Genomic DNA, 19,789 nt, shown 5'->3' on the forward strand with positions numbered 1-19,789 from the left:
AGGTCAATTAAGGATTCAACATGAACAGTCGTATTACCCTGGCGCTGGAAAGTGCTCCATCATCAATGAAAGCGCTTTTAAGTGACATCGTATTAGCAGACAACTTTGACGCGACATTGTCTCCAGAACAGTTCTCTAGCCTGCGTCAAGCAAGCGGCTTAGCGGATGACGAACTACGCATCGCACTACTTCCTTTTGCTGCAGCGTATTCATACGCTCCGCTATCTGACTTTTACGTTGGCGCGATCGTGCGTGGTTTGTCTGGTACTTTGTACTTTGGTGCAAACCTTGAAATCGCGGGTGCGCAACTTGGCCAAACCGTACACGCAGAGCAATCTGCAATCAGCCACGCTTGGATGAAAGGCGAGCGAGGCATCTCGGACATCACAATTAACTTCAGCCCTTGTGGTCACTGTCGTCAATTTATGAATGAGTTGACTACAGCGAAAGAGCTTAAAGTTCAGCTTCCACAGCGTGATGAAATGTCACTACAAGAGTACCTGCCTGATTCATTTGGACCATCTGATCTTGGTGTAACAACAGGCTTGATGTCTGAACTTGATCATAAGTACACGACGGAAGAGACCACTCCTATCGTAGTTGAAGCATTAGCAGCCCTTAACCGCAGCCATGCACCATACACCAAAAATTTAAGTGGTGTGTCACTACAGCTCACAACTGGTGAGATCTTTACTGGTGCTTACGCTGAAAACGCAGCATTCAACCCTAGCCTTCCACCGCTACAAGTTGCGCTGATTCAACTAAAACTTGCGGGCTTCGATTTTGAACAAATTGAAAGTGCAGCATTGGTTGAAATCGCCGAGGGTAGTATCAGTCACCTAGCGGATACGCAATCTACATTAGAAGCGATTAATCCTGACATTCCAGTGACTTACTTAGCAATCTAAGTACATCTAATTAACAACCTTTTAAATAAGCAGCCCATTTTTATAGGGCTGCTTTTTTTATGCTTGTAATTAGCACCACAACTTACGCAAACGTTTGCTTTTGTCGTTTAAATAAGTATGATCACCCAGTTTTCAATCAATCGTTCAAAAGATCGGAAGGAATTTCTATGTTTGGTACTGCTACTCGTGAAAATGCTACTCGTGTACTTCTATTAGGTTCAGGTGAACTTGGCAAAGAAGTGGCTATCGAGTGCCAACGTTTAGGTTTAGAAGTTATTGCTTGTGACCGTTATGCAGATGCGCCGGCTATGCAAGTTGCGCATCGCAGCCATGTATTAGACATGTTAGATGGCGATGCACTTCAAGCCATCATTGAACTAGAAAAACCAGATTACGTGGTGCCTGAAATTGAGGCTATCGCCACCAGCAAGTTGGTCGAGCTTGAAGCTCAAGGCTTGAATGTCGTTCCAACAGCTAACGCCACTAAGCTAACGATGAACCGTGAAGGTATTCGTCGTCTTGCAGCAGAAGAACTCAAGCTAAGCACGTCGCCTTACCGCTTTGCAGACACCTTTGAAGATTTCGCTGCCGCGGTTGAATTTGTCGGTATGCCTTGCGTTGTGAAACCAGTAATGAGTTCTTCAGGCAAAGGCCAGAGCGTTATCAAAACCGAAGAAGATATCCAGAAGTCTTGGGATTACGCACAAGAAGGCGGACGCACTGGTGCGGGGCGTGTAATCGTTGAAGGTTTCATCGACTTTGATTACGAGATCACTCTTCTAACCGTTCGCGCCGTCGACGGTGTCCATTTCTGTGCACCTATCGGCCACCGCCAAGAAGATGGTGATTACCGCGAATCATGGCAGCCACAAGTGATGTCAGACAACGCACTTAAAGCCGCGCAATACACAGCAGAGCAAGTGGTTAATGCTTTAGGCGGTCATGGTATCTTTGGCGTAGAGTTGTTCGTTAAAGGTGACCATGTGATCTTCAACGAAGTATCCCCTCGCCCACACGATACTGGCTTAGTGACTTTGATGTCTCAAGACTCATCAGAATTCGCGCTGCACGTACGTGCATTTACAGGTATGCCAATCAAATCAATTACTCAGTATGGCCCATGTGCGTCTGCAGTAATCCTTGGACAAGGCACATCAACGAACATCCGTTTTGAAGGCCTTGCGGAAGCGCTAGATGCACCACAAACACAAGTTCGCCTGTTTGGTAAGCCAGACATCGATGGTCGTCGTCGCCTTGGTGTTGCACTAACACGCCGTAAGAGCACAGAAACCGCGATTGAAGATGCAATCACCAGCGCATCTAAAGTTAAAGTGATTTACTAATTAGGCTTTCACACATGAAGTCTTAACGATCAAAAAGACGGGCCATGCGCCCGTTTTTTCATTGGTGTTATCTTTTCGAAAGCAAACTGAGCTTAGACTTCCGACTCAATCAAGTACACTTCCTCACTGAATCGAGACAAACCTTTCTTAGCAATCTTAGGGTGCTCTTGGTCTGCAATGTCTTGATTCAATAACGTAATCTTGTAACCCGCAAACAACTGATCGATTTCTAGTTTAGGTACGCTAAACGGAGGACCTGCCATTTCATCTTGGTCGTAGTCTAGCGTTACAAGCAGGATCTTGCCGCCAGGCTTCAATAACTGCTTCAAGCGTTCTACATATTGCACTCTCAGCTCAGCAGGCAAAGCAACTAAAGAAGCACGATCATAAATAATATCGACCGGCTGAATTGGCGCAGTGAAGTAATCCCCAGTGTAAACACTCAACTCATCAAACTGATAAAGTTCATGTTGGCCGTTAATTTGAGTTACAGTTGGCGTGTAGAAATGCTCAGAGAAAAAAGCTCGAACCGCAATCTGGCTCAATTCCACACCTTGAACGTCTTCATGTTTAGACGCTAGCCAAATCAGGTCTTCACTCTTGCCACACAAAGGAACAAATACACTCTTCTCATAGCTAGGGTCAGTTGCTTTCCAAAACTCAACTAAAAGCGGGTTTACATCTTCAAGGTGGAAACCAATTTGGTTGGCTGCCCATTTATTGTGCCAAAATTCAGGATTATTCATCTTTCGTTCATGTTAAACAGTCATAATGCAAGGGTACAGTATAGAGAAGTAAGAGCAACCTTAGCTTGGCTTAAAGTGCCAAATTGGTTTCGAATAAGACCAGAAACTGGTTAGGTTCAAAGTTCTTAAAATTGCGGAACAAACGCTTGGATTATTTGTCTATATGTTCACATTTTAAAGCAATATTAAACGTTAGAGTTGGTTTCTGTCTTAGCTAGCCCCATTTAATATGTAGTGAGTTTAGTTAAGCTTTTTTACTCTTATGCGTTACTGGTTACCCCTTTTAACTACCCGTTTTTGTAACCTTGTATTTTGGAGTTTGAATGAGTGTATTTCTCCGTACGACGGCCCTAATGCTTCTAGTATTGAGCCGAGCGCCTGCATTCGCAGCAACACCTGTTTCAACGAGTTCAACTGATCAATCGCGCACAGCGTCTTCGCAAAACCAAGTTTCATCAAACGTATTCCGCCACAGCCTAAGCGGCCTATATGGCATCAAGGCATTCGACTCGCGTCCAACTCAGCCTTATACCGACTTCGACATCCTTTACAGTAAAGCTCACCAAGCGCAAGCAGAGCTAGAGACAATCTGTAAAAGTACGGCTCTTCTCACTAATTCAGACGCCCTATTCGCTGGTGTTAAATCTCAAGCTCGCGCTCAAGAGAAAATTGAATTGGAACTGGATGGTGATAACACAAGAATTACCGATCTAGCTCGAGCAACAATCATCGCTAATGATGTAGAAAGCCTAGTTGAAGTGTACGAAGCACTGAGCCGTGAAGCGGACGTAGTAAAAGTGAAAAACAAGTTTAAGTCACCAGCAGATTCTGGCTACCGTGACCTTAACCTGTTGGTTCGCTTACCAAAAACCAACATGATTGCTGAGGTTCAACTTCACCTAAAAGCGATAGCGGATGTGAAAAGTGGCCCTGAACATGAGCTATACGAGATCATCCAAGGTATTGAGCGCCATGCCATTGCCGAAAAGCGCCCAATCAACGACATTGAAGCTGCACAAATCAATAGCTTAAGACGCCAATCTTTAGAGCTATACCAACAAGCATGGCAACCATACATTACGACTCATATTAAAGCGGCATAACACCAACCATACCGCAACTACAAAACAAAAACGAACAAGGGCTGCACTCGCAGCCCTTTTTAATTCCAGTATTTCTCTTGTGAATCACAAGCGAACGCTATTGGTGGTAATACTCCTGGGAGCGTTCATACAAGTCCAATGGCTTTAAGGTGCTATAAAAAGCAGCGACATCCTGTAAATCCTTATCAGATAGAGACTTCACGACTGACTGCATGTATAAGTCCTGACGTGAATCACTTTTAAAGTCACGCAATTGTTTAAGGATGTAGCTGGATTTCTGCCCCTTAATATTCGGATAAGACTGTACGAAAGGGATGATTTTATCGCCGTGGCACTGGCTACATAAGTTGTTAACGAGCTTTTCACCTGCCATCAAGCTTGGTATGTACGGTTCTGTTTTATCACTTTGTATTGTCAGTTTTGGCGAAACCTTTCCCACCGTTTCAGTGTTTTCGTCAGTGCATGCGGAGAGTGACATCATAGCAACAGTCGACGCTACAAAGAGCAGCGTGAACTTAGTTAGATTCATTATTGCTCTCCCGGCATAGGTGGCATCAGAGCGCTATCAATAGGTTTTCGTCGATACTTGTTCATGTCGATCCCTTTGTCTCGATAATAGGTACTCAGATAGTCCAGTACTGGGTCCCATGTATCAGACAAGTCCCATAGCCCCTGAGTGTCTACCATCCATTGAATCGTTTCACGCCATTGATCTCGGGTACCACTGTTCTGCGCCACAATAAGGCTCGTGTGGCACGCATTACATTGGCCTTTCACTAACTCCCATCCCGGAGCCATGATTAAACCTGAACTCTTATCTACTCCATAGAAAGCCTTTGGGTTATCCGGTACTTCATCGGCATGAACAAGCATTGAGGTTAACAAGCTACAGACCAACGCCGCTCTCATAATTCCTTTACGATAAGAGCACTTGCTGTGCTGACTAGAATTATCACACATGGCTTTCCTCACGAAACTCTTACCGCAACTCTATGGCAACCATTAAACAGATACCCTTTGGGGTTCCATTGTGGTTGAACAACAGGCTGGCTATCACCTTCACTATCTGTGGCCTTCGCCCATATTTCGTAATAACCCGTCATCGGAAGTTCAAGATCAAGTTCCCATTGCTGCCATGCGCCTTTGTTAACGGGTTTCTTGAGGTTTGCATCATGCCAAGTTGCTCCGTAATCGTAACTGACTTGGAGCTTCTCGACTGTTCTCAGCCCAGCCCACGCGTGCCCGCTCACTTTGACCTTTTTACCAAACGCAAACTCAGTGCCACTCTTTGGCGAGGTAATTAGCGACTTCACAATCATCTCTTCAATGATTCTAAAATCCTTGTTTTCTACTTTTTCACCAGGCGCGATTGGGTGCTTAGGCACTTGATAGGCGGGTGCTGCCATTTTATGGCCATCATGAACTTTATTTCGGATACTAATGCCCGTAGTGCACTTTTGAGAGACAGAAGCTGGGCGACCTCCAAATACCGTTCTCAACGGAAAACCGTGAAGATATGGAATAGGTTCGCCATTCATTTCCCATGCAATCATGGCATTGTCAGTCATTGCGGCTTCAATCGGTACGCCGCGAGAGATCGCTTCACCTTTACCACTTAGGTGCTTATCAAAGCCATGGTTGCCCACATAAACCGCGTCATCTTTGATACCACAGTCTTTTAGCACATCACTGAGCAACACACCTGTCCACTGCGCGCAGTACACGCCTGCATTGTTCCACTGATTGCCTTTAGTGCTTGGGTAGAAGTTATTACGGCTGTTGCCGCCACACTCCAATACTAGGCTTTGAGTATGGTGTTTAAACTTAGATTTGAGTTCCGCTATTGTGTAAGTTTTACTCTGTTTTACAGACTCCCCTTTCACTTCAAACGTCCAAGTATCCGGATCCATTTTATTGAAATCCGGCATTAAACCATTCCATCGAACAAATGGAACATCAGCGGGCGTAACAGCGGGTGCGAGCATGCTTTCTGGCGGATAAGCATTCAAAGGGTTAGTATTTAAAACGGTATAGTAATCCGGCAAATCTTCTGCTTTTGCCCACGTTAACGCATTGATATCCAGGGCCTCTAAACCTTCCGGGCGATTAGCAGCAAACACCCAAGAGACCGGCAACGCAGACGCCGCGGTTGCAGTTAACGCAGCTTTCAGGAACTGTCTTCTATCTAAACTCATTGTTGCGATCCTTTGTGATTCAGTGTGTAAAAGTAAGTGGCAAGCTGCTCAATATCTTGCTCAGACAAAAGCTGGGCGACTTTAGACATGGTTTTATCGGAACGTTCTCCACTCTTAAAAGCCGTGAGCTGTTCAACCACGTAAGGCTTGTTCTGCCATTTCAGGTTCGGAATAGAAGGAAAAGAAGTGTCTTGAGTACTGCCATGGCAAGCGACGCACATATTGGCAATTTGTTGGTAATCGGCTGCTTGGCCTATCGCGGGAAATAAAAGCAATACCCAAGCTAAAGCGGCTTTTCGCACACACCCTCCTAAGATCTGGATCAAAAAATCAGTTTGATCGGTCATAAAGTGGACGCATTACAGCAAATAGAGCGGTGTATTTAAATTCAATTAGAATTAACTACCGTTAAGGAGAACTGAACGCTGATTAGAAATTGTACGAGATACGAGATACGAGATACGAGATACGAGATACGAGATACGAGATACGAGATACGAGATACGAGATACGAGATACGAGAAGATAAAAGAATGAAAACGGAAGGCAAGAATAAATACGGTGACAAAAACAAAAAGACCACGCTAGGCGTGGTCAATTGCTTGGCTACTTCTCGATTTTAATATTTTCGACACGGGCCTTTAGTTTTTGTCCCGGTCTAAAAGTAACAACACGTCGAGCAGAAATTGGAATGTCTTCACCAGTTTTCGGGTTACGACCAGGTCGCTCGTTTTTCTCGCGAAGATCAAAATTACCAAAACCAGACAGTTTTACCTGTTCGCCATTTTCAAGCGCTTTACGAACTTCTTCGAAAAACACTTCAACCGTTTCCTTGGCATCCCGCTTGCTGTATCCGAGTGTCTCAAACAGGTTCTCAGCCAAATCGGCCTTCGTGAGTGCCATAAAACTTTCCTCAAAGCTATGTTAATCATTGCTACTATCGCCAGTAGCGCCAAAGCATTTACCCTATTCAATCAATGAGATAAGGTCATTTACAAGGAAAGTGTATGCCAAGCTTCTGATTTTCGCCAACTTTTTTATTTGAACTGTAAGATTATTCTTTCAAATCAGAAACATAACACGCTCTTAATTTCATATATATGGCTAAAAAACATCTGCTTAACAGTTTCCAAATAGAACTATATTCCAACTACTATTGATAAATTAGAATTTAAAACTTTAGTTATCTAAATATTAATTTCTGAGACTTTTCTCCTATACCCAATAAAATCAGCCACTTGATTTGATATCAAGGTCAACAAAGATTACTTAATAAGCAGTATTAAATATGAGATTTGTATCATTTCAGCATTTAATTCGAGTTGGTCAATGTAATCTCTGATTGCGTGCTGACTCTTATTGCAATTCCCCCCTAGTCCGAGGGCGTTCAACCCTATAATTCAATGGTGCCACTTAACAAAGTACATTTCACAGCTTGCGATTGATATGTTATAACATATCAAACAGAATGGATTTTAGTACTTAAAATGAAAGATATTGAAGCGATCATTAAGCACGTCAAGCAAGGATGTAGAGACAATGGAAAACAGTTTACCGCCAAAAGGCTGCTGATACTGCGCGCGTTAGCCCATGCCGATAAAGCGCTGTCTGCCTACGAGTTAGTTGACTATTGCAAAGAGCATTTTGATCAACATGTTCAAGCGATGTCGGTCTACCGAGTCTTGGATTTTTTAGAACAACATCACCTAGCACACAAGATCAAGGTATCAAATAAATACATACTTTGTGATCACATCCTTTGTGAGCACGAACATGGCATCCCACAGTTTTTGATTTGTTCTAAGTGCGACAAGATAAGTGAACAAACCATCAACCCTTCTATTATTCGCGATCTTAAATCTCACGCGAAACAACAAGGATTCACCGTCACAAGCCCTCAGATAGAGATCAGCTGTGTTTGTGATGAGTGTGCTAAGCCCGAAGTAAATACGCTCTGCTAAGAATACCTACATCGAATAACTAGATTCCAACCGTATTAGCCTAATCAACAAGGAGAGATTGAAACGCTATGCCTGCAACGCTCATTAAGAATGCCTACGTGGTCAATGAAGGCACCGTTACCGAGATAGATGTATTAGTTGTCGACCAACGAATTGAACAAGTTGCGAGTAATATAAGGCCAAGTTCAGAATGCGAGGTGATTGACGCTCAAGGCTGCTATCTCATCCCGGGGATGATTGACGATCAAGTCCATTTTCGCGAGCCCGGGTTAACCCACAAAGGCTCAATCGCGACAGAATCACGTGCCGCTGTCGCCGGCGGTATTACTAGCTACATGGAAATGCCAAACGTAAACCCGGCGACAACAAGCATTGAAGCCTTAGAGAAAAAGTTTGATATTGCAGCACAGAGCTCACTGGCTAACTACTCCTTTTACCTCGGTGCAACAGAGGACAATCTAGACCAAATTAAGAAACTCGACCCGACCAAACACTGTGGTGTAAAGGTATTTATGGGTGCTTCAACGGGTAACCTGTTGGTTGAAGATCCTCAAGCACTCGATGCCATATTCCGTGACTCTCCCGTCCTGATTGTCACCCACTGTGAAAGCGGGCCTGTGATCGCTAAAAACCAAGAGCAATTAAGTAAAGATAAAGCAGACTTAACGATTGAAGACCATCCTATCCTAAGAGATGACAAAGCCTGCTATGCCTCTTCTTCTTATGCCGTTGAGCTCGCTAAAAAGCACAATAGCCAGCTTCATGTATTGCATATCACTACAGAGAAAGAGTTAGCACTATTTGATAAAGGGCCAATCGAAGGTAAGCGCATAACCGCTGAAGCGTGTGTTCATCACCTTTGGTTCAGTAATGAAGATTACCCAAGATTAGGGAACCAAATCAAATGCAACCCTGCTATCAAATCCCCAGGTGATCGAGACGCTCTATTAGAAGCTTTGAACACGGGCGAAATCGACATCATCGCAACAGATCACGCGCCACACACATGGGAAGAAAAACAAGTTCCTTATGAGCAAGCGCCTGCCGGTTTGCCTCTAGTACAACACGCCCTCTTAACTCTGTTTGACCACGTACATGCCGGAACCATGACCATAGAACAAGTCGTAGAGAAAACAGCACATAACCCATCCATTCGTTATGGGATACAGGAACGCGGCTATATCCGTGAGGGCTACTTCGCCGATTTAGTGTTAGTCGATCCACTAGCAACAACCTTAGTTAGTAATGACAACAGCTTATATCAATGTGGGTGGTCACCTTTCGCAGGGCACGAATTCTCTGCTCAGATCAAGCACACCTGGGTCAATGGTGCCAAGGTGTATAGCAATCCAGAATCCCCTGATAACCAAAATACGCCTACCGCTATTGTATCAAAAGACATACCGGGTGACATGGTCACTCCAGCAATGAGGCTGTCATTCGAGCGCTAGTTCAGCAGTTATTACCATCAATCAAAAGAAATCAATATGTTAAGAAGAAACCCTAACGGCCATATGCCAAACGTATCGGAAACCGCCTTCATTGATCCAACAGCCATTATTTGTGGCAAGGTGATCATTGAAGATAACGTGTTCATTGGTCCTTATGCCGTGATACGTGCCGATGAGGTTAATGAACACGGCGATATGGAAGCCATCGTGATTAAGCGAGACACGAATATTCAAGATGGTGTGGTTATTCATTCGAAGGCCGGTGCTGCGGTAACCATAGGAGAACGCTCGTCTATCGCTCACCGCTCCATTATCCATGGGCCTTGTGAAGTCAGTGACGATGTCTTTATCGGCTTCAACTCTGTCGTCTTTAATGCGGTGATTGGCAAAGGTTGTGTAATTCGCCATAACTGTGTAGTAGACGGACACGACTTACCTGAGAACTTCCATGTACCACCAATGACCAACATCGGTTCAGGGTTTGATTTAAACAATATCTCAAAGGTACCACCTGAGTATTCTGCGTTTTCAGAGTCCGTTGTTTCGGCAAACCATACCCTTGTTCAAGGTTATAGGAGAATTGCCAATGAGCTCTGATAAAAAGCCTCTCTTGGGTATTCCAACCAATATCATTACTGGCTTTCTCGGCGTTGGTAAAACTACCGCGATTCTCAACCTAATGAAGAACAAACCCGCAGATGAAAACTGGGCTATTTTGGTGAACGAATTTGGAGAAATTGGCGTTGATGGCAGTTTGATCCAAGGAAACGACAACAAACAACATGTGTTTATCCGTGAAGTGCCTGGTGGCTGTATGTGTTGCGCGGCTGGTTTGCCGATGCAAATCGCACTGAATCAACTGCTGTCTGAGGCAAAACCTGATCGCTTGTTGATAGAACCTACAGGTCTTGGTCACCCTAAAGAAGTGCTAGAGGTTCTATCTTCAGAACACTACCGTAAGGTGTTGTCACTACAGAAGAACGTGACTTTGGTCGACGCACGTAAGCTATCTGACGCACGCTACTCTGAACACGATACCTTCAATCAGCAAATCACCATTGCCGATACCATCGTGGGTAATAAAGTCGATCTCTACAAAAGTGGCGATGAAGAGAAACTGGCTGAATACGTCGCACAGGTTTGCCACCCAGACACCAAACTCATATTTGCTCATCACGGTAAGATCCCTTTCGGTGAGTTTGATGGAGACACCAACTTTTACCATCACCAAACTCATGGACACCATCACCACCATCATCATAAACAAGACAAGCCACTCGCTTCAGAATTGCCGATGCCAGAGAGCGGTATGATAAAGGCAAGTAACCAAGGTGAAGGGTTTGAAAGTATTGGTTGGCGATTCGCGGCTGACAAACTGTTCGACCGTCAGCAATTGCTTAAGGTATTAGTTGGACTCAAAGCCGAACGAATGAAAGCGGTGTTCATCACTCAAAGCGGCATCTTTGGTTACAACCTAACGGAAGATGGTCTAACAGAGTGTGAGTTAGATGAGTGCAATGAAACCAGAATAGAAGTCATTGGTTATAGCATCGACAACGATCTAGAAAACCAATTGTTGGCGTGTCAGATTTAGCCAGACCTGGTTAACCCTTACCCCAACCTAAAAGCCCTATGAATTACTGCATTCATAGGGCTTTTTAACCAATCCGTTATAGGTTCAACACACTAGTTCACTGAGACCAATCGCTTCTCGGCAAGTGCCATAGCGATGTTGGCTTTAGCGTAGGCACTCTCGTTGATAAAGTGCGGGTATATGTCTTGTTCACGTTCCCAATAAATATCATATCCAAAGAACGTCGCCAATATCGGCTGCCCTTGCTTAACGACCTCGAAATCCCGACCACATATCGCTGGGTGCACAGTAGCAACACGCATACCGTCTGGGCCAAGCGGAACATTCACCTCTTCAACATAGAAGAAAGCATCGTAGTCTTCTAACGCTTGTACTTGGTTGAGGTTGTGCTTCTCAACGTAATCAAGAACCATGGTCAGCATCTGCTTCATCAGTTTAAGCGTGTCGAATTTAAGCGAACCATGTGCCTGAGCGCCCACTTCAATCATCACACCGCACTTCCCGGCGGTACAAAGGTATGGCTGCTCATCCCAAGGCTTTCTATCTTCAAACAGAATATTAGCTTCTGGCATTCGCTGTTTCACATACGCGCCCATTTTTTGATAGAAAGCATCATTGGAAAGCAAGATTAATGTCGCCCCCATATTGCTGGTCGTGTTGTGTAGGTCGATAATGAGTTGCTGCTCTTTGCTTGCGTATCGCTCTGCAAACTGGCGAGCTACGGTATGCTCGGCTAAACCTAGCGTGTCGTCATTGTTGAGCTGAGAAAACTCACGATTTAAATCCGTGTCTAGGTACCTTACGTTCTGCTCTACCGCTTTAGGGTTTGCGATAACTGAATTCGTAGAGAATGTCGAACGATTGGCGGCATACATGCGCTCTTTGATCAGTTTGTTTAAGTAGATTCCAGAAAGCTCGTTACCGTGAGTTCCGGCAACCAGTAAGACTTGATTGATGTTATCCATGTAATTGATTTCCAAGTATCGAAAGTGCAAGTCACCCTTGCGTTACCGTTATGGTATAACATAACAACAATATACCTATTTCTCCAGAAGACTTAACGAGCAAGCATCAGATAATTCAAAGGAACCACGAGAACGCTAAACCGCAACGATATTTCACCTCGAAACCTTCACATGAAAAAGCCCCGCGATTGCGAGGCCTTAGTTCCTTAATCAACACTGTAGCTTCAATGATTAGTTTACATCGTGCTTCTTTACTGCAAACGACCTCATGATTGCTTAGCGAGTTTTCCTTCCGCCTCTCTGTCGCCTCGTGTTTTGGTGATCGCTGCCTTTGCTGGTTTCACGATCAAACCAATCCCGACTAAAAACAACGCCGATGCAACCACTTGAGCGAGCGACAATACTTCGTCGTACATAAAGTAACCGCTAATCAAAGCAAATATTGGTACTAGTAAGGTTAACGGTGCCGTTGTACTTAACGGATATTGGATTAACAACTTGTTCCACACCCAGTAACCAAACAATGTGGTCGGGTAAGCCTGAAACAACACCGCAATCGTTGTGTTCCAATCCCACTGTTCAATCCCCTGCCAGATGATTTGATCCCCATGTAACATCACGGCAAACAATACCAACGGAACTGGTGCAAACAGCATCCCCCACACATTAAACGCAAACGCCTGCTTAGTTTTGGATGCTTTAACAATCACTCCCATTAGCGTCCAGCTGCACGCTGCAATCATAATCAAGATAACGCCATTGACGGTCACATTCCCCTTGGCCGCAGAGACTAAGACTGCAAGTGCACACATGGCTAACATCGCACCTATTAACTTACGAACCGACGCACTCTCTTTGAAAACCCATACGCCAACAGCCATACCGATTAATACGTTGGTAGAAAGCAATACCGACGACAACCCGGATGAGAGCCCTGCAGTGATTGACCATGAAGCCATCCCCCAAATACCTACACCAAACACGAAGCCGTAACCCACTAAATAGCGCCACGCGACATTCGGTCTTGCGACAAAAAATATCACTGGTATTACCGCTAGCGAAAAACGCGCAGCCGTTGCCAACAATGGATGCACGTTGGTCACACCCATTTTGATCATTGAGAAATTGAATCCCCAAATTGCCATCACCAATACTGCTAACAACAAATCATTTCTTTTCATACTGTCCCCCTCTTTTGTTTTAAAAAAGTATCCCTTGAACAACAAAAGCGGTACAGATACAATTTTTATAATAAAAACCAGTACAGTTAACCACGGTCGTGACCATGAGCATTTACAGAAAACTTGCCAATCAGTTTATTAATGAGATTGAAAGTGGGAAAAGACCTGAAGGTGGGCGCATGCCTTCGCTTCGTCAATTGGCTAAGCAACAAGCCGTCAGCATGTCGACTGTAGTGAGCTGTTACCAAGAGTTAGAATCACAGGGTTGGATTCACTCTCGCCCACAAGCTGGGTATTTTGTTTCTCCTCATAAGCCTGCTCACTCAACGCCTGAGTGGGCACAGTTTGAGAGTAAGGTTTCCAGAGTTAAGCAAACTTCATCGACTCACAACTCAATCAATGGTCCTTTAGGTGTCTCTAGCACCACCAATGATGAGCAATCGGTCGTTGAGCTAGAGCGCAGTTTCCGCCGATCTATAAAACGCATGGGGAACAGACTCAACCATTACCCTGATACTCAAGGCGAGCCGATATTACGACAAGCATTGTCCACTCACTTTGCCAAGCTTGATGTGCACTTTACGCCCGACGAGATGGTCATTACCGCTGGCTGTATGTCGGCGATTAAGGCCGCTCTTGAATCATGCACCAAAGAGGGTGACACCATTGCCATCAGTTCACCATGCTTCAACGGTATACTGGAATTACTTGGCAAGATGTCGCGAAAGATCATTGAGATCCCTTCTTTAGATGACGGTGTAGACCTACAACAGTTAGAAACACATCTGAAAAGCAAGCGGGTCGATGCCGCTATCTTCTGTACCTCGCATATGAACCCTCAAGGGATCAATATGTCTGCCAGTCAAAAGCAGAAATTGGCAGCATTGGCGAATGAATATCGAGTGCCGATCATTGAAGATGATGTCTACCTGGAACTCTCTTATTCTTCGCACACTCCACTGCCTGCCAAATACTATGACAAAGGTGGTTATGTTTTATGGTGTGGTTCTGTCTCGAAGAGCTTATCACCGAGTTACCGCTTAGGATGGTGCTTACCGGGAAGGTATATCAATGAGTACAAGGCACAGTTTTCTGCTGCAAGCTACGGCGTTGCTCTACCCACTCAACTCGCTGTCGCTGACTTTATTGAATCTGGTCAATACGCAAAACACGTTCGAAGAAGATGCTCTCAAATCCTATCGTTGCGCCAGCAATACCTCAACTATTTAACCCAACACCTGCCTCCAGATGTAAAGATCAGTAACCCACAAGGTGGCATGGTACTTTGGCTACAGATTCCAAATCTGAATCAACCAATTTTTGCTCAAGCCGTTACCGAGAAAAGGATTGATATTCGACTTGGACACCTATTCAGTACTCTTGATCTCTATAGCAACTGCTTACGCATCAACATTGGTTATTCGCTAGAGGGAGCGGCCAAACAACAGCTAGATGACTTGATTAAACTTATCCGACAATGTGTCAGCAAATAGCCTCCACCCAAGCTTTGAACTTTAGTTTTTTCATCGTTATTTATTATAAAAAAGGCATTTATTATTCTGATTTGAACGGGGCTAAAGCTCGTTACCGTAAGGAAATCCACTCACCTTAAAACCCATAAATATTGAGTTTGCAAGGGTGTGCCCATTTATGCAACTTAGCTAATGACACCTCATTTTTTGTCGTCAATATACACCCGTCAGCGCTGGCGTTATCCTGTATATGAAGAGAATAATTATGAGTGATAAAACCAAAAATAAACCACTACCTTCCTTTATTGAAGAACGCTTAAACCATTACATTGAAGATCTCATTACCCAGAACGAAAGCCAAACACACTTAGTTCTGGGTAAACGTCCTAGGCGCAATTCAGTTGTGATGCAAAGCAATGATTACCTTGCGCTATCGCACAACAAACAGATTCAACAAGCCCACCAGCACGCGATTGCTGAACATGATGACAACATCGTCATGTCGGCGATTTTCTTACAAGACGAGGATTCAAAACCCGCCTTTGAAAATGAGCTCGCGAGCTACGTAGGTATGGAAAGCTGCTTGCTGTCTCAGTCTGGCTGGGCGGCGAACATCGGCTTACTGCAAACCATCTGCCCACCACAAACTCCTGTGTATATTGATTTCTTTGCCCACATGTCTTTATGGGAAGGTATTCGATCCGCAGGCGCGAGTGCGCATCCATTTATGCACAATAATATGAGCCACCTGCGCATGCAGCTTGAGCGGTACGGCTCTGGCGTCATAGTTGTGGATTCGGTCTATAGCACCATTGGCACAATTACCCCACTCCGCGACATCTACGAAATGGCGCAAGAGTTTGATTGTGCACTCGTGGTTGATGAATCGCATTCTCTGGGGACTCATGGCACCAAAGGTGCTGGCCTCGTTGAAGCACTTGGGCTGACTAACCAAGTCGATTTTATTACTGTCAGCTTGGCCAAAACCTTTGCTTACCGTGCTGGCGCAATCCTTGGGCCAAAGCAGCTATCGGAAACACTTCCCTTTGTCGCGTACCCTGCGATTTTTAGTTCAACCGTATTACCACATGAGGTCGCTCGCTTAGAAACAACCTTAGCGGTAATAAAAGAGTCCGATGAAAAGCGAGAAGCCCTATTCAAGCGCGCCAAATCGCTCACTACAGGCCTTAAACAGATTGGCTTTAACATCCGCAGTGAATCTCAGATAATCGCTTTAGAGTGTGGTAGTGAGAGAAATACTGAACGTGTGCGTGATTTCTTAGAGGAACGGGATGTGTTCGGTGCGGTTTTCTGCCGTCCTGCAACTGGCAAGAACAAAAACATCATCCGCTTCTCTGTGAATGCAGATATGACACCAAGTGATGTCGATCATGTGCTCACGGTTTGTCACCAGGCATATCATCATCCAGAACTAGAGTTCGTTTAACTCGGGGCACATTAATTTAATCACCAACTAAACGGCAGGACGGAATGGACGCTATCATGTCGAAAAACTAAAAGAGCCCAGCCTATTGCTGAGCTCTTCATCAAATTAACTTGGTCTACTTCAAACCTCAAACACAGTCGCGTACAAGCCCACTATATCCAATGGGCAATCTTGTCGAATAATCGGTTCTTGTCTGCCGGTTTCACAATAAAGTCCGACATGCCTGATGACTCCATTTTCTCTAGCGTAACTGGCGAGCTGTCCCCCGTATGCGCAATAATCGGCACCGAAGAATAAGGCTTATTCGCGCTTCTAATGAGTCGAGAAGCTTCGACGCCGTCCATAATGGGCATTTCAATATCCATCAAAACTAAATCAATGGCCTCTGAATCTAGAGCATCTAATGCCTGTTGACCGTCCTCTTTCTGTACCACATCAAAGCCTTGTTTTTCCAACAACATCGCCGTAAAACGACGTAGAGACTCGTTATCGTCCACGACCATAATGGTACGCTTATTTGCATTTTCAATCGGCTTAGCGGCCACCGAAGGCATCACGTAATTCGAGTCAAACAGTAAACGGTCAATCGTTGCTTTGGTGTTCAGTAGCCATACTTGAGTTTCGACCCAAATCGGTTCAAATGAAATATTCCTCACCCGTTGAATAGGATGATGTTCGTGTAAGTAAACAATTCGCGCTTCTGTAAACGACAACAAAGACTCAAGCTTATCAAGGCTGCTTGCCCTCAAATCCAAACTCTCCATGTCGACGAACACTAAATCAAATTCGAACTGATACTCTTTGTTTTTAAGTGCAGATGCCACATCCAAAGTCGTAAGATCAAATCCCATAAATCGAGACATCTCAGTCATTTTTTTGGTCAACACGGTTTGATCACTCACCATCAGTACCGACTTCAATTTCCTCAATTCACTCTTAATTTCATTGACGGAATTTGACGTCAAGGATGGGAATGTCATCGTGAACTGAGTCCACTGTTCCACCTCTGATTGGCATTTGATCTCACCACCAAACGAGCGCATCACCTTCTGACAAAATGGTAGGCCTAACCCGTAATTACCTGATTTACCTGTCGTATAGAAATCTTGGAAGATGCGACGGATAGCGTCACTCGAAATCCCAGATCCGTTATCCGTCACTACAATTTGATTGGTCACGTCATCACTGCTCATGGTGACATGGATATGAAAATCTTCAGGGCTACGATGATGGAACGCATTTTTGAATAGGTTGTACATCACGTACTTCAGTAAGGTATCACTCCCTAAGAAGTCAAAGTCGTTTTGCACATCCAAAGATATGGCTGATTTGTCTGCAGCGCGCTTGTAGTTAAAGCTGTCGATTGAGTCCTCAATCACTGATTGCGCGGAGTGCTTTTTGAAGGTAGAACGAGATACACGATTCTCATCAATTGACGTTAAAAGCAGATCAATAGTTTCGTTGCCTGAATGGATGATTTCCATGGCCTCATCACCGACGTCACGCAGCTGTTTTAACTCTTCGACGCTTAGCGCATATGGCTCTTTGATGTCCCCACTCTTTGGGTTTGGCAGTATCGATTGAATAACATCAATAGAAGTTAACAAGCCACTAAGAGGGTTTCTCATTTCGTGTGCAATACCAGCACCAAAAGATTTTGCCAGGGATACCTTATTCTCGTGTTCCACCTGATTGCGGAAATAGAACAGGTTACCGAATAGATAGATAAACAAGAAAATCGGCACATGCGTCCAGTTCATGTTTATCTCAAGATAGAAGCCTTGTGCCACCCAAGCACACAACGTCGCAATCCCTATTCCGGCAAAGGTTTGTGCAAACATCACTCTTGTGACGTGAACCAAAAGAATATGAAGGAATATTGCCGACATGAAAGACATGACCCAAACATTGGACCAATTGTTCATTAGCAACATGTAGAAGAAGAAACACGGCAGACAGAGCGTAATCGCGACTTGATAATACGCAGGTAGATACTTTCGCCATTCGAAGGGAACGTGTTTACGGAAAATGATACCGAAGAACAACACCGAGCATAATAGGCGGAGAGTCAGATTTTCATAAGGCTGCGGGAACAGATACTCCCACACAACAAAGTAAACAGGGAAACCGACAAAGCCCATCCAACCTACGAGGGTTAGATTCGGTTCAGCATATTGATAAACTTTACGAATAGCGTTCATACGAAATTCTTTATTCTCTAAGCCCAGACGTTTACTCATTTTATAATTGAGTTTTTGTTTTTATTATAACCGAACGATTATATTACACATCACCTCCGAGCAGTGAGGTTTGAATCAAATATATACGCGCTTTTGCATTTAATCTGTTTCAGCCCAGTTGCCAAATACATGAAGACCTCGTTGATACGAGGCCTAATATTGATTTCATTACGTGTTATCTGTCACACATAAAGCTAGCGTATCGGCAGGTAGATGTTAGTGAGCAAATCACATTCATCCACCTCATGGACTAGATTCACGTACTGGAAAAAGCACGGGAAATCTCTCAAAGATTCGCCACTCTTAGGTAACCACTCACGATATAAGTAGCTGACCGTGTCAGCGATTAAATCATGGTTGCCCTTATGAACAGCAACCGCACAGCGACCACCCGGAATAGTCCCCTTCTTAACACCAAACATATTTTCTGGCACATCCCCGTTATGACTTCCGCAAATATCGAAACGATAGTCATCTTCAGGGGTATCTGAAGGGTCAGAATAAGCCACACCAAATGTGTCACTGGTTTTTACCGGAGAAAAACCCGTCGACTTCCTCCAATCAATAAATTTAGCAGCAGTATTGTAAACCAGCTTTGGGCTTCCTTTATGCTCAATCAGTGCAACCTCTGTTTCGTAAAAATCGACGACTTTCACATCCATTATCTTTTCTCCACTCTTTGGTGAGTTAAACTCATACTTTGAACGCCAATATGGCCAGTTGGGTTGTTTTCTAAATTGAGAAGGTGTCTGCTCAAAGTGCCTCGAAAATGCTCGAGAGAAGGCTTCAAGACTCTCAAAGTGAGCCTCCAATGCAATATCGGTGACACTGTACTCGGGCTCAAAAGCTAAACGAAAAGAAGCGCGCTTTAACCGAGCAAACAACACATACTGAATAGTGCTAATCCCCATAAACGACTTAAAGATCCGGTGAAAGTGGTACTTTGAACTCGCCGCCACTGAGCTCAGCTGTTCCAAAGTTAATGACTCATCCAAATGTCTATCAATGAAGTCACACACATTTCGTATTCGTCGTTCATGATGTTTCGCTACATTCATTTTTGTTACCCAATAAAGAATTCGAAGAGATAATACCGACGAGGCGTTAAGTTCGCCTGATTGAGATTGCGAGACTGACTTAACTGTTGTGTTTAATTCTATATTAAGTGATAACAAAAGGCTCT

General features: G+C 44.3%; 19 protein-coding genes. 9 read left to right on the forward strand and 10 right to left on the reverse strand.

What is annotated here, in order from left to right:
• Nucleotides 1-20 precede the first annotated feature (20 nt).
• On the forward strand, nt 21-908 hold the full coding sequence (cdd, locus tag F0232_RS11040) for a cytidine deaminase (RefSeq protein ID WP_061031509.1): 888 nt from the start codon (nt 21-23) through the stop codon (nt 906-908).
• Between the two features lie 167 nt (nt 909-1,075).
• A complete protein-coding gene (gene purT / locus F0232_RS11045) occupies nt 1,076-2,251 on the forward strand; it encodes a formate-dependent phosphoribosylglycinamide formyltransferase (protein ID WP_061031510.1) in 1,176 nt (391 codons plus the stop codon).
• Nucleotides 2,252-2,343: 92 nt separating this feature from the next.
• Here the strand turns inward: purT and F0232_RS11050 are convergent, their stop codons facing one another.
• Nucleotides 2,344-2,997, reverse strand: coding sequence for a thiopurine S-methyltransferase (locus F0232_RS11050; RefSeq protein ID WP_105056998.1), 654 nt, complete (start codon nt 2,995-2,997; stop codon nt 2,344-2,346).
• 323 nt (nt 2,998-3,320) lie between these two features.
• Here F0232_RS11050 and F0232_RS11055 point away from each other — a divergent pair, with 323 nt between their 5' ends.
• Complete coding sequence (locus F0232_RS11055; protein ID WP_061031512.1) at nt 3,321-4,100, forward strand: RelA/SpoT domain-containing protein; 780 nt, start codon at nt 3,321-3,323, stop codon at nt 4,098-4,100.
• A gap of 97 nt (nt 4,101-4,197) precedes the next feature.
• Here F0232_RS11055 and F0232_RS11060 read toward each other — a convergent pair whose 3' ends face one another.
• The 5 genes from F0232_RS11060 to ihfA all read right to left on the reverse strand — a co-directional run bounded on the left by F0232_RS11060 (nt 4,198) and on the right by ihfA (nt 7,198).
• Nucleotides 4,198-4,629 (reverse strand): c-type cytochrome, encoded by a 432-nt coding sequence (locus F0232_RS11060; protein ID WP_105056997.1) that lies wholly within the window; start codon nt 4,627-4,629, stop codon nt 4,198-4,200.
• Complete coding sequence (locus F0232_RS11065) at nt 4,629-5,060, reverse strand: cytochrome C (protein WP_105057836.1); 432 nt, start codon at nt 5,058-5,060, stop codon at nt 4,629-4,631. The genes F0232_RS11060 and F0232_RS11065 overlap by 1 nt, the downstream gene beginning before the upstream one ends.
• A gap of 8 nt (nt 5,061-5,068) precedes the next feature.
• Nucleotides 5,069-6,295 (reverse strand): sulfite oxidase, encoded by a 1,227-nt coding sequence (locus F0232_RS11070; RefSeq protein WP_105056996.1) that lies wholly within the window; start codon nt 6,293-6,295, stop codon nt 5,069-5,071.
• A complete protein-coding gene (locus F0232_RS11075) occupies nt 6,292-6,597 on the reverse strand; it encodes a c-type cytochrome (RefSeq protein WP_105057835.1) in 306 nt (101 codons plus the stop codon). The genes F0232_RS11070 and F0232_RS11075 overlap by 4 nt, the downstream gene beginning before the upstream one ends.
• 304 nt (nt 6,598-6,901) lie before the next feature.
• Nucleotides 6,902-7,198 carry an integration host factor subunit alpha gene (ihfA, locus tag F0232_RS11080; RefSeq protein WP_004734853.1) on the reverse strand — a complete coding sequence of 99 codons (297 nt, stop codon included), beginning with the start codon at nt 7,196-7,198 and terminating at the stop codon, nt 6,902-6,904.
• A 584-nt stretch (nt 7,199-7,782) separates the two neighbouring features.
• Between ihfA and F0232_RS11085 the strand changes: the two genes are divergently transcribed.
• The 4 genes from F0232_RS11085 (at nt 7,783) to F0232_RS11100 (ending at nt 11,301) form a co-directional block, all read left to right on the forward strand.
• Nucleotides 7,783-8,256: a Fur family transcriptional regulator gene (locus tag F0232_RS11085; protein WP_061031516.1), complete on the forward strand. Its 474-nt coding sequence runs from the start codon at nt 7,783-7,785 to the stop codon at nt 8,254-8,256.
• A gap of 68 nt (nt 8,257-8,324) precedes the next feature.
• Nucleotides 8,325-9,707, forward strand: a complete 1,383-nt coding sequence (locus tag F0232_RS11090) for a dihydroorotase (RefSeq protein WP_105056995.1) — start codon at nt 8,325-8,327, stop codon at nt 9,705-9,707.
• A 36-nt stretch (nt 9,708-9,743) separates the two neighbouring features.
• Nucleotides 9,744-10,304, forward strand: coding sequence for a carbonate dehydratase (locus F0232_RS11095; protein ID WP_061031517.1), 561 nt, complete (start codon nt 9,744-9,746; stop codon nt 10,302-10,304).
• On the forward strand, nt 10,294-11,301 hold the full coding sequence (locus tag F0232_RS11100) for a GTP-binding protein (protein ID WP_105056994.1): 1,008 nt from the start codon (nt 10,294-10,296) through the stop codon (nt 11,299-11,301). The genes F0232_RS11095 and F0232_RS11100 overlap by 11 nt, the downstream gene beginning before the upstream one ends.
• 92 nt (nt 11,302-11,393) lie before the next feature.
• Here the strand turns inward: F0232_RS11100 and F0232_RS11105 are convergent, their stop codons facing one another.
• Both F0232_RS11105 and F0232_RS11110 read right to left on the reverse strand, forming a co-directional pair.
• A complete protein-coding gene (locus F0232_RS11105; RefSeq protein WP_105056993.1) occupies nt 11,394-12,266 on the reverse strand; it encodes an aspartoacylase in 873 nt (290 codons plus the stop codon).
• 266 nt (nt 12,267-12,532) lie between these two features.
• Entirely contained in the window at nt 12,533-13,447 is a 915-nt protein-coding gene (locus F0232_RS11110; RefSeq protein ID WP_105056992.1) for an EamA family transporter, read from the reverse strand.
• Between the two features lie 104 nt (nt 13,448-13,551).
• On the opposite strand from F0232_RS11110, the gene F0232_RS11115 reads away from it, so the two are divergent.
• Both F0232_RS11115 and cqsA read left to right on the forward strand, forming a co-directional pair.
• The gene (locus F0232_RS11115; RefSeq protein ID WP_105056991.1) at nt 13,552-14,940 is read left to right on the forward strand and encodes a PLP-dependent aminotransferase family protein; all 1,389 of its coding nucleotides are present in this window, start codon (nt 13,552-13,554) and stop codon (nt 14,938-14,940) included.
• A gap of 244 nt (nt 14,941-15,184) precedes the next feature.
• Complete coding sequence (cqsA, locus tag F0232_RS11120) at nt 15,185-16,366, forward strand: alpha-hydroxyketone-type quorum-sensing autoinducer synthase (protein WP_105056990.1); 1,182 nt, start codon at nt 15,185-15,187, stop codon at nt 16,364-16,366.
• A gap of 152 nt (nt 16,367-16,518) precedes the next feature.
• Here the strand turns inward: cqsA and F0232_RS11125 are convergent, their stop codons facing one another.
• Both F0232_RS11125 and F0232_RS11130 read right to left on the reverse strand, forming a co-directional pair.
• On the reverse strand, nt 16,519-18,567 hold the full coding sequence (locus F0232_RS11125; protein WP_105056989.1) for a response regulator: 2,049 nt from the start codon (nt 18,565-18,567) through the stop codon (nt 16,519-16,521).
• Nucleotides 18,568-18,800: 233 nt separating this feature from the next.
• Complete coding sequence (locus F0232_RS11130; protein ID WP_061031524.1) at nt 18,801-19,664, reverse strand: GyrI-like domain-containing protein; 864 nt, start codon at nt 19,662-19,664, stop codon at nt 18,801-18,803.
• Between the last annotated feature and the right edge of the window lie 125 nt (nt 19,665-19,789).

It is taken from the genome of Vibrio sp. T3Y01 (assembly GCF_013114525.1).
GTDB lineage: Bacteria > Pseudomonadota > Gammaproteobacteria > Enterobacterales > Vibrionaceae > Vibrio > Vibrio chagasii_B.

Excerpts from the sequence above, each read along its gene's own strand:
- cdd (WP_061031509.1), top strand. The coding sequence starts at position 21 with ATGAACAGTCGTATTACCCTGGCGCTGGAAAGTGCTCCATCATCAATG.
- purT (WP_061031510.1), top strand. The coding sequence starts at position 1,076 with ATGTTTGGTACTGCTACTCGTGAAAATGCTACTCGTGTACTTCTATTA.
- F0232_RS11050 (WP_105056998.1), bottom strand. The coding sequence starts at position 2,997 with ATGAATAATCCTGAATTTTGGCACAATAAATGGGCAGCCAACCAAATT.
- F0232_RS11055 (WP_061031512.1), top strand. The coding sequence starts at position 3,321 with ATGAGTGTATTTCTCCGTACGACGGCCCTAATGCTTCTAGTATTGAGC.
- F0232_RS11060 (WP_105056997.1), bottom strand. The coding sequence starts at position 4,629 with ATGAATCTAACTAAGTTCACGCTGCTCTTTGTAGCGTCGACTGTTGCT.
- F0232_RS11065 (WP_105057836.1), bottom strand. The coding sequence starts at position 5,060 with ATGTGTGATAATTCTAGTCAGCACAGCAAGTGCTCTTATCGTAAAGGA.
- F0232_RS11070 (WP_105056996.1), bottom strand. The coding sequence starts at position 6,295 with ATGAGTTTAGATAGAAGACAGTTCCTGAAAGCTGCGTTAACTGCAACC.
- ihfA (WP_004734853.1), bottom strand. The coding sequence starts at position 7,198 with ATGGCACTCACGAAGGCCGATTTGGCTGAGAACCTGTTTGAGACACTC.
- F0232_RS11085 (WP_061031516.1), top strand. The coding sequence starts at position 7,783 with ATGAAAGATATTGAAGCGATCATTAAGCACGTCAAGCAAGGATGTAGA.
- F0232_RS11090 (WP_105056995.1), top strand. The coding sequence starts at position 8,325 with ATGCCTGCAACGCTCATTAAGAATGCCTACGTGGTCAATGAAGGCACC.
- F0232_RS11095 (WP_061031517.1), top strand. The coding sequence starts at position 9,744 with ATGTTAAGAAGAAACCCTAACGGCCATATGCCAAACGTATCGGAAACC.
- F0232_RS11100 (WP_105056994.1), top strand. The coding sequence starts at position 10,294 with ATGAGCTCTGATAAAAAGCCTCTCTTGGGTATTCCAACCAATATCATT.
- F0232_RS11105 (WP_105056993.1), bottom strand. The coding sequence starts at position 12,266 with ATGGATAACATCAATCAAGTCTTACTGGTTGCCGGAACTCACGGTAAC.
- F0232_RS11110 (WP_105056992.1), bottom strand. The coding sequence starts at position 13,447 with ATGAAAAGAAATGATTTGTTGTTAGCAGTATTGGTGATGGCAATTTGG.
- F0232_RS11115 (WP_105056991.1), top strand. The coding sequence starts at position 13,552 with ATGAGCATTTACAGAAAACTTGCCAATCAGTTTATTAATGAGATTGAA.
- cqsA (WP_105056990.1), top strand. The coding sequence starts at position 15,185 with ATGAGTGATAAAACCAAAAATAAACCACTACCTTCCTTTATTGAAGAA.
- F0232_RS11125 (WP_105056989.1), bottom strand. The coding sequence starts at position 18,567 with ATGAACGCTATTCGTAAAGTTTATCAATATGCTGAACCGAATCTAACC.
- F0232_RS11130 (WP_061031524.1), bottom strand. The coding sequence starts at position 19,664 with ATGAATGTAGCGAAACATCATGAACGACGAATACGAAATGTGTGTGAC.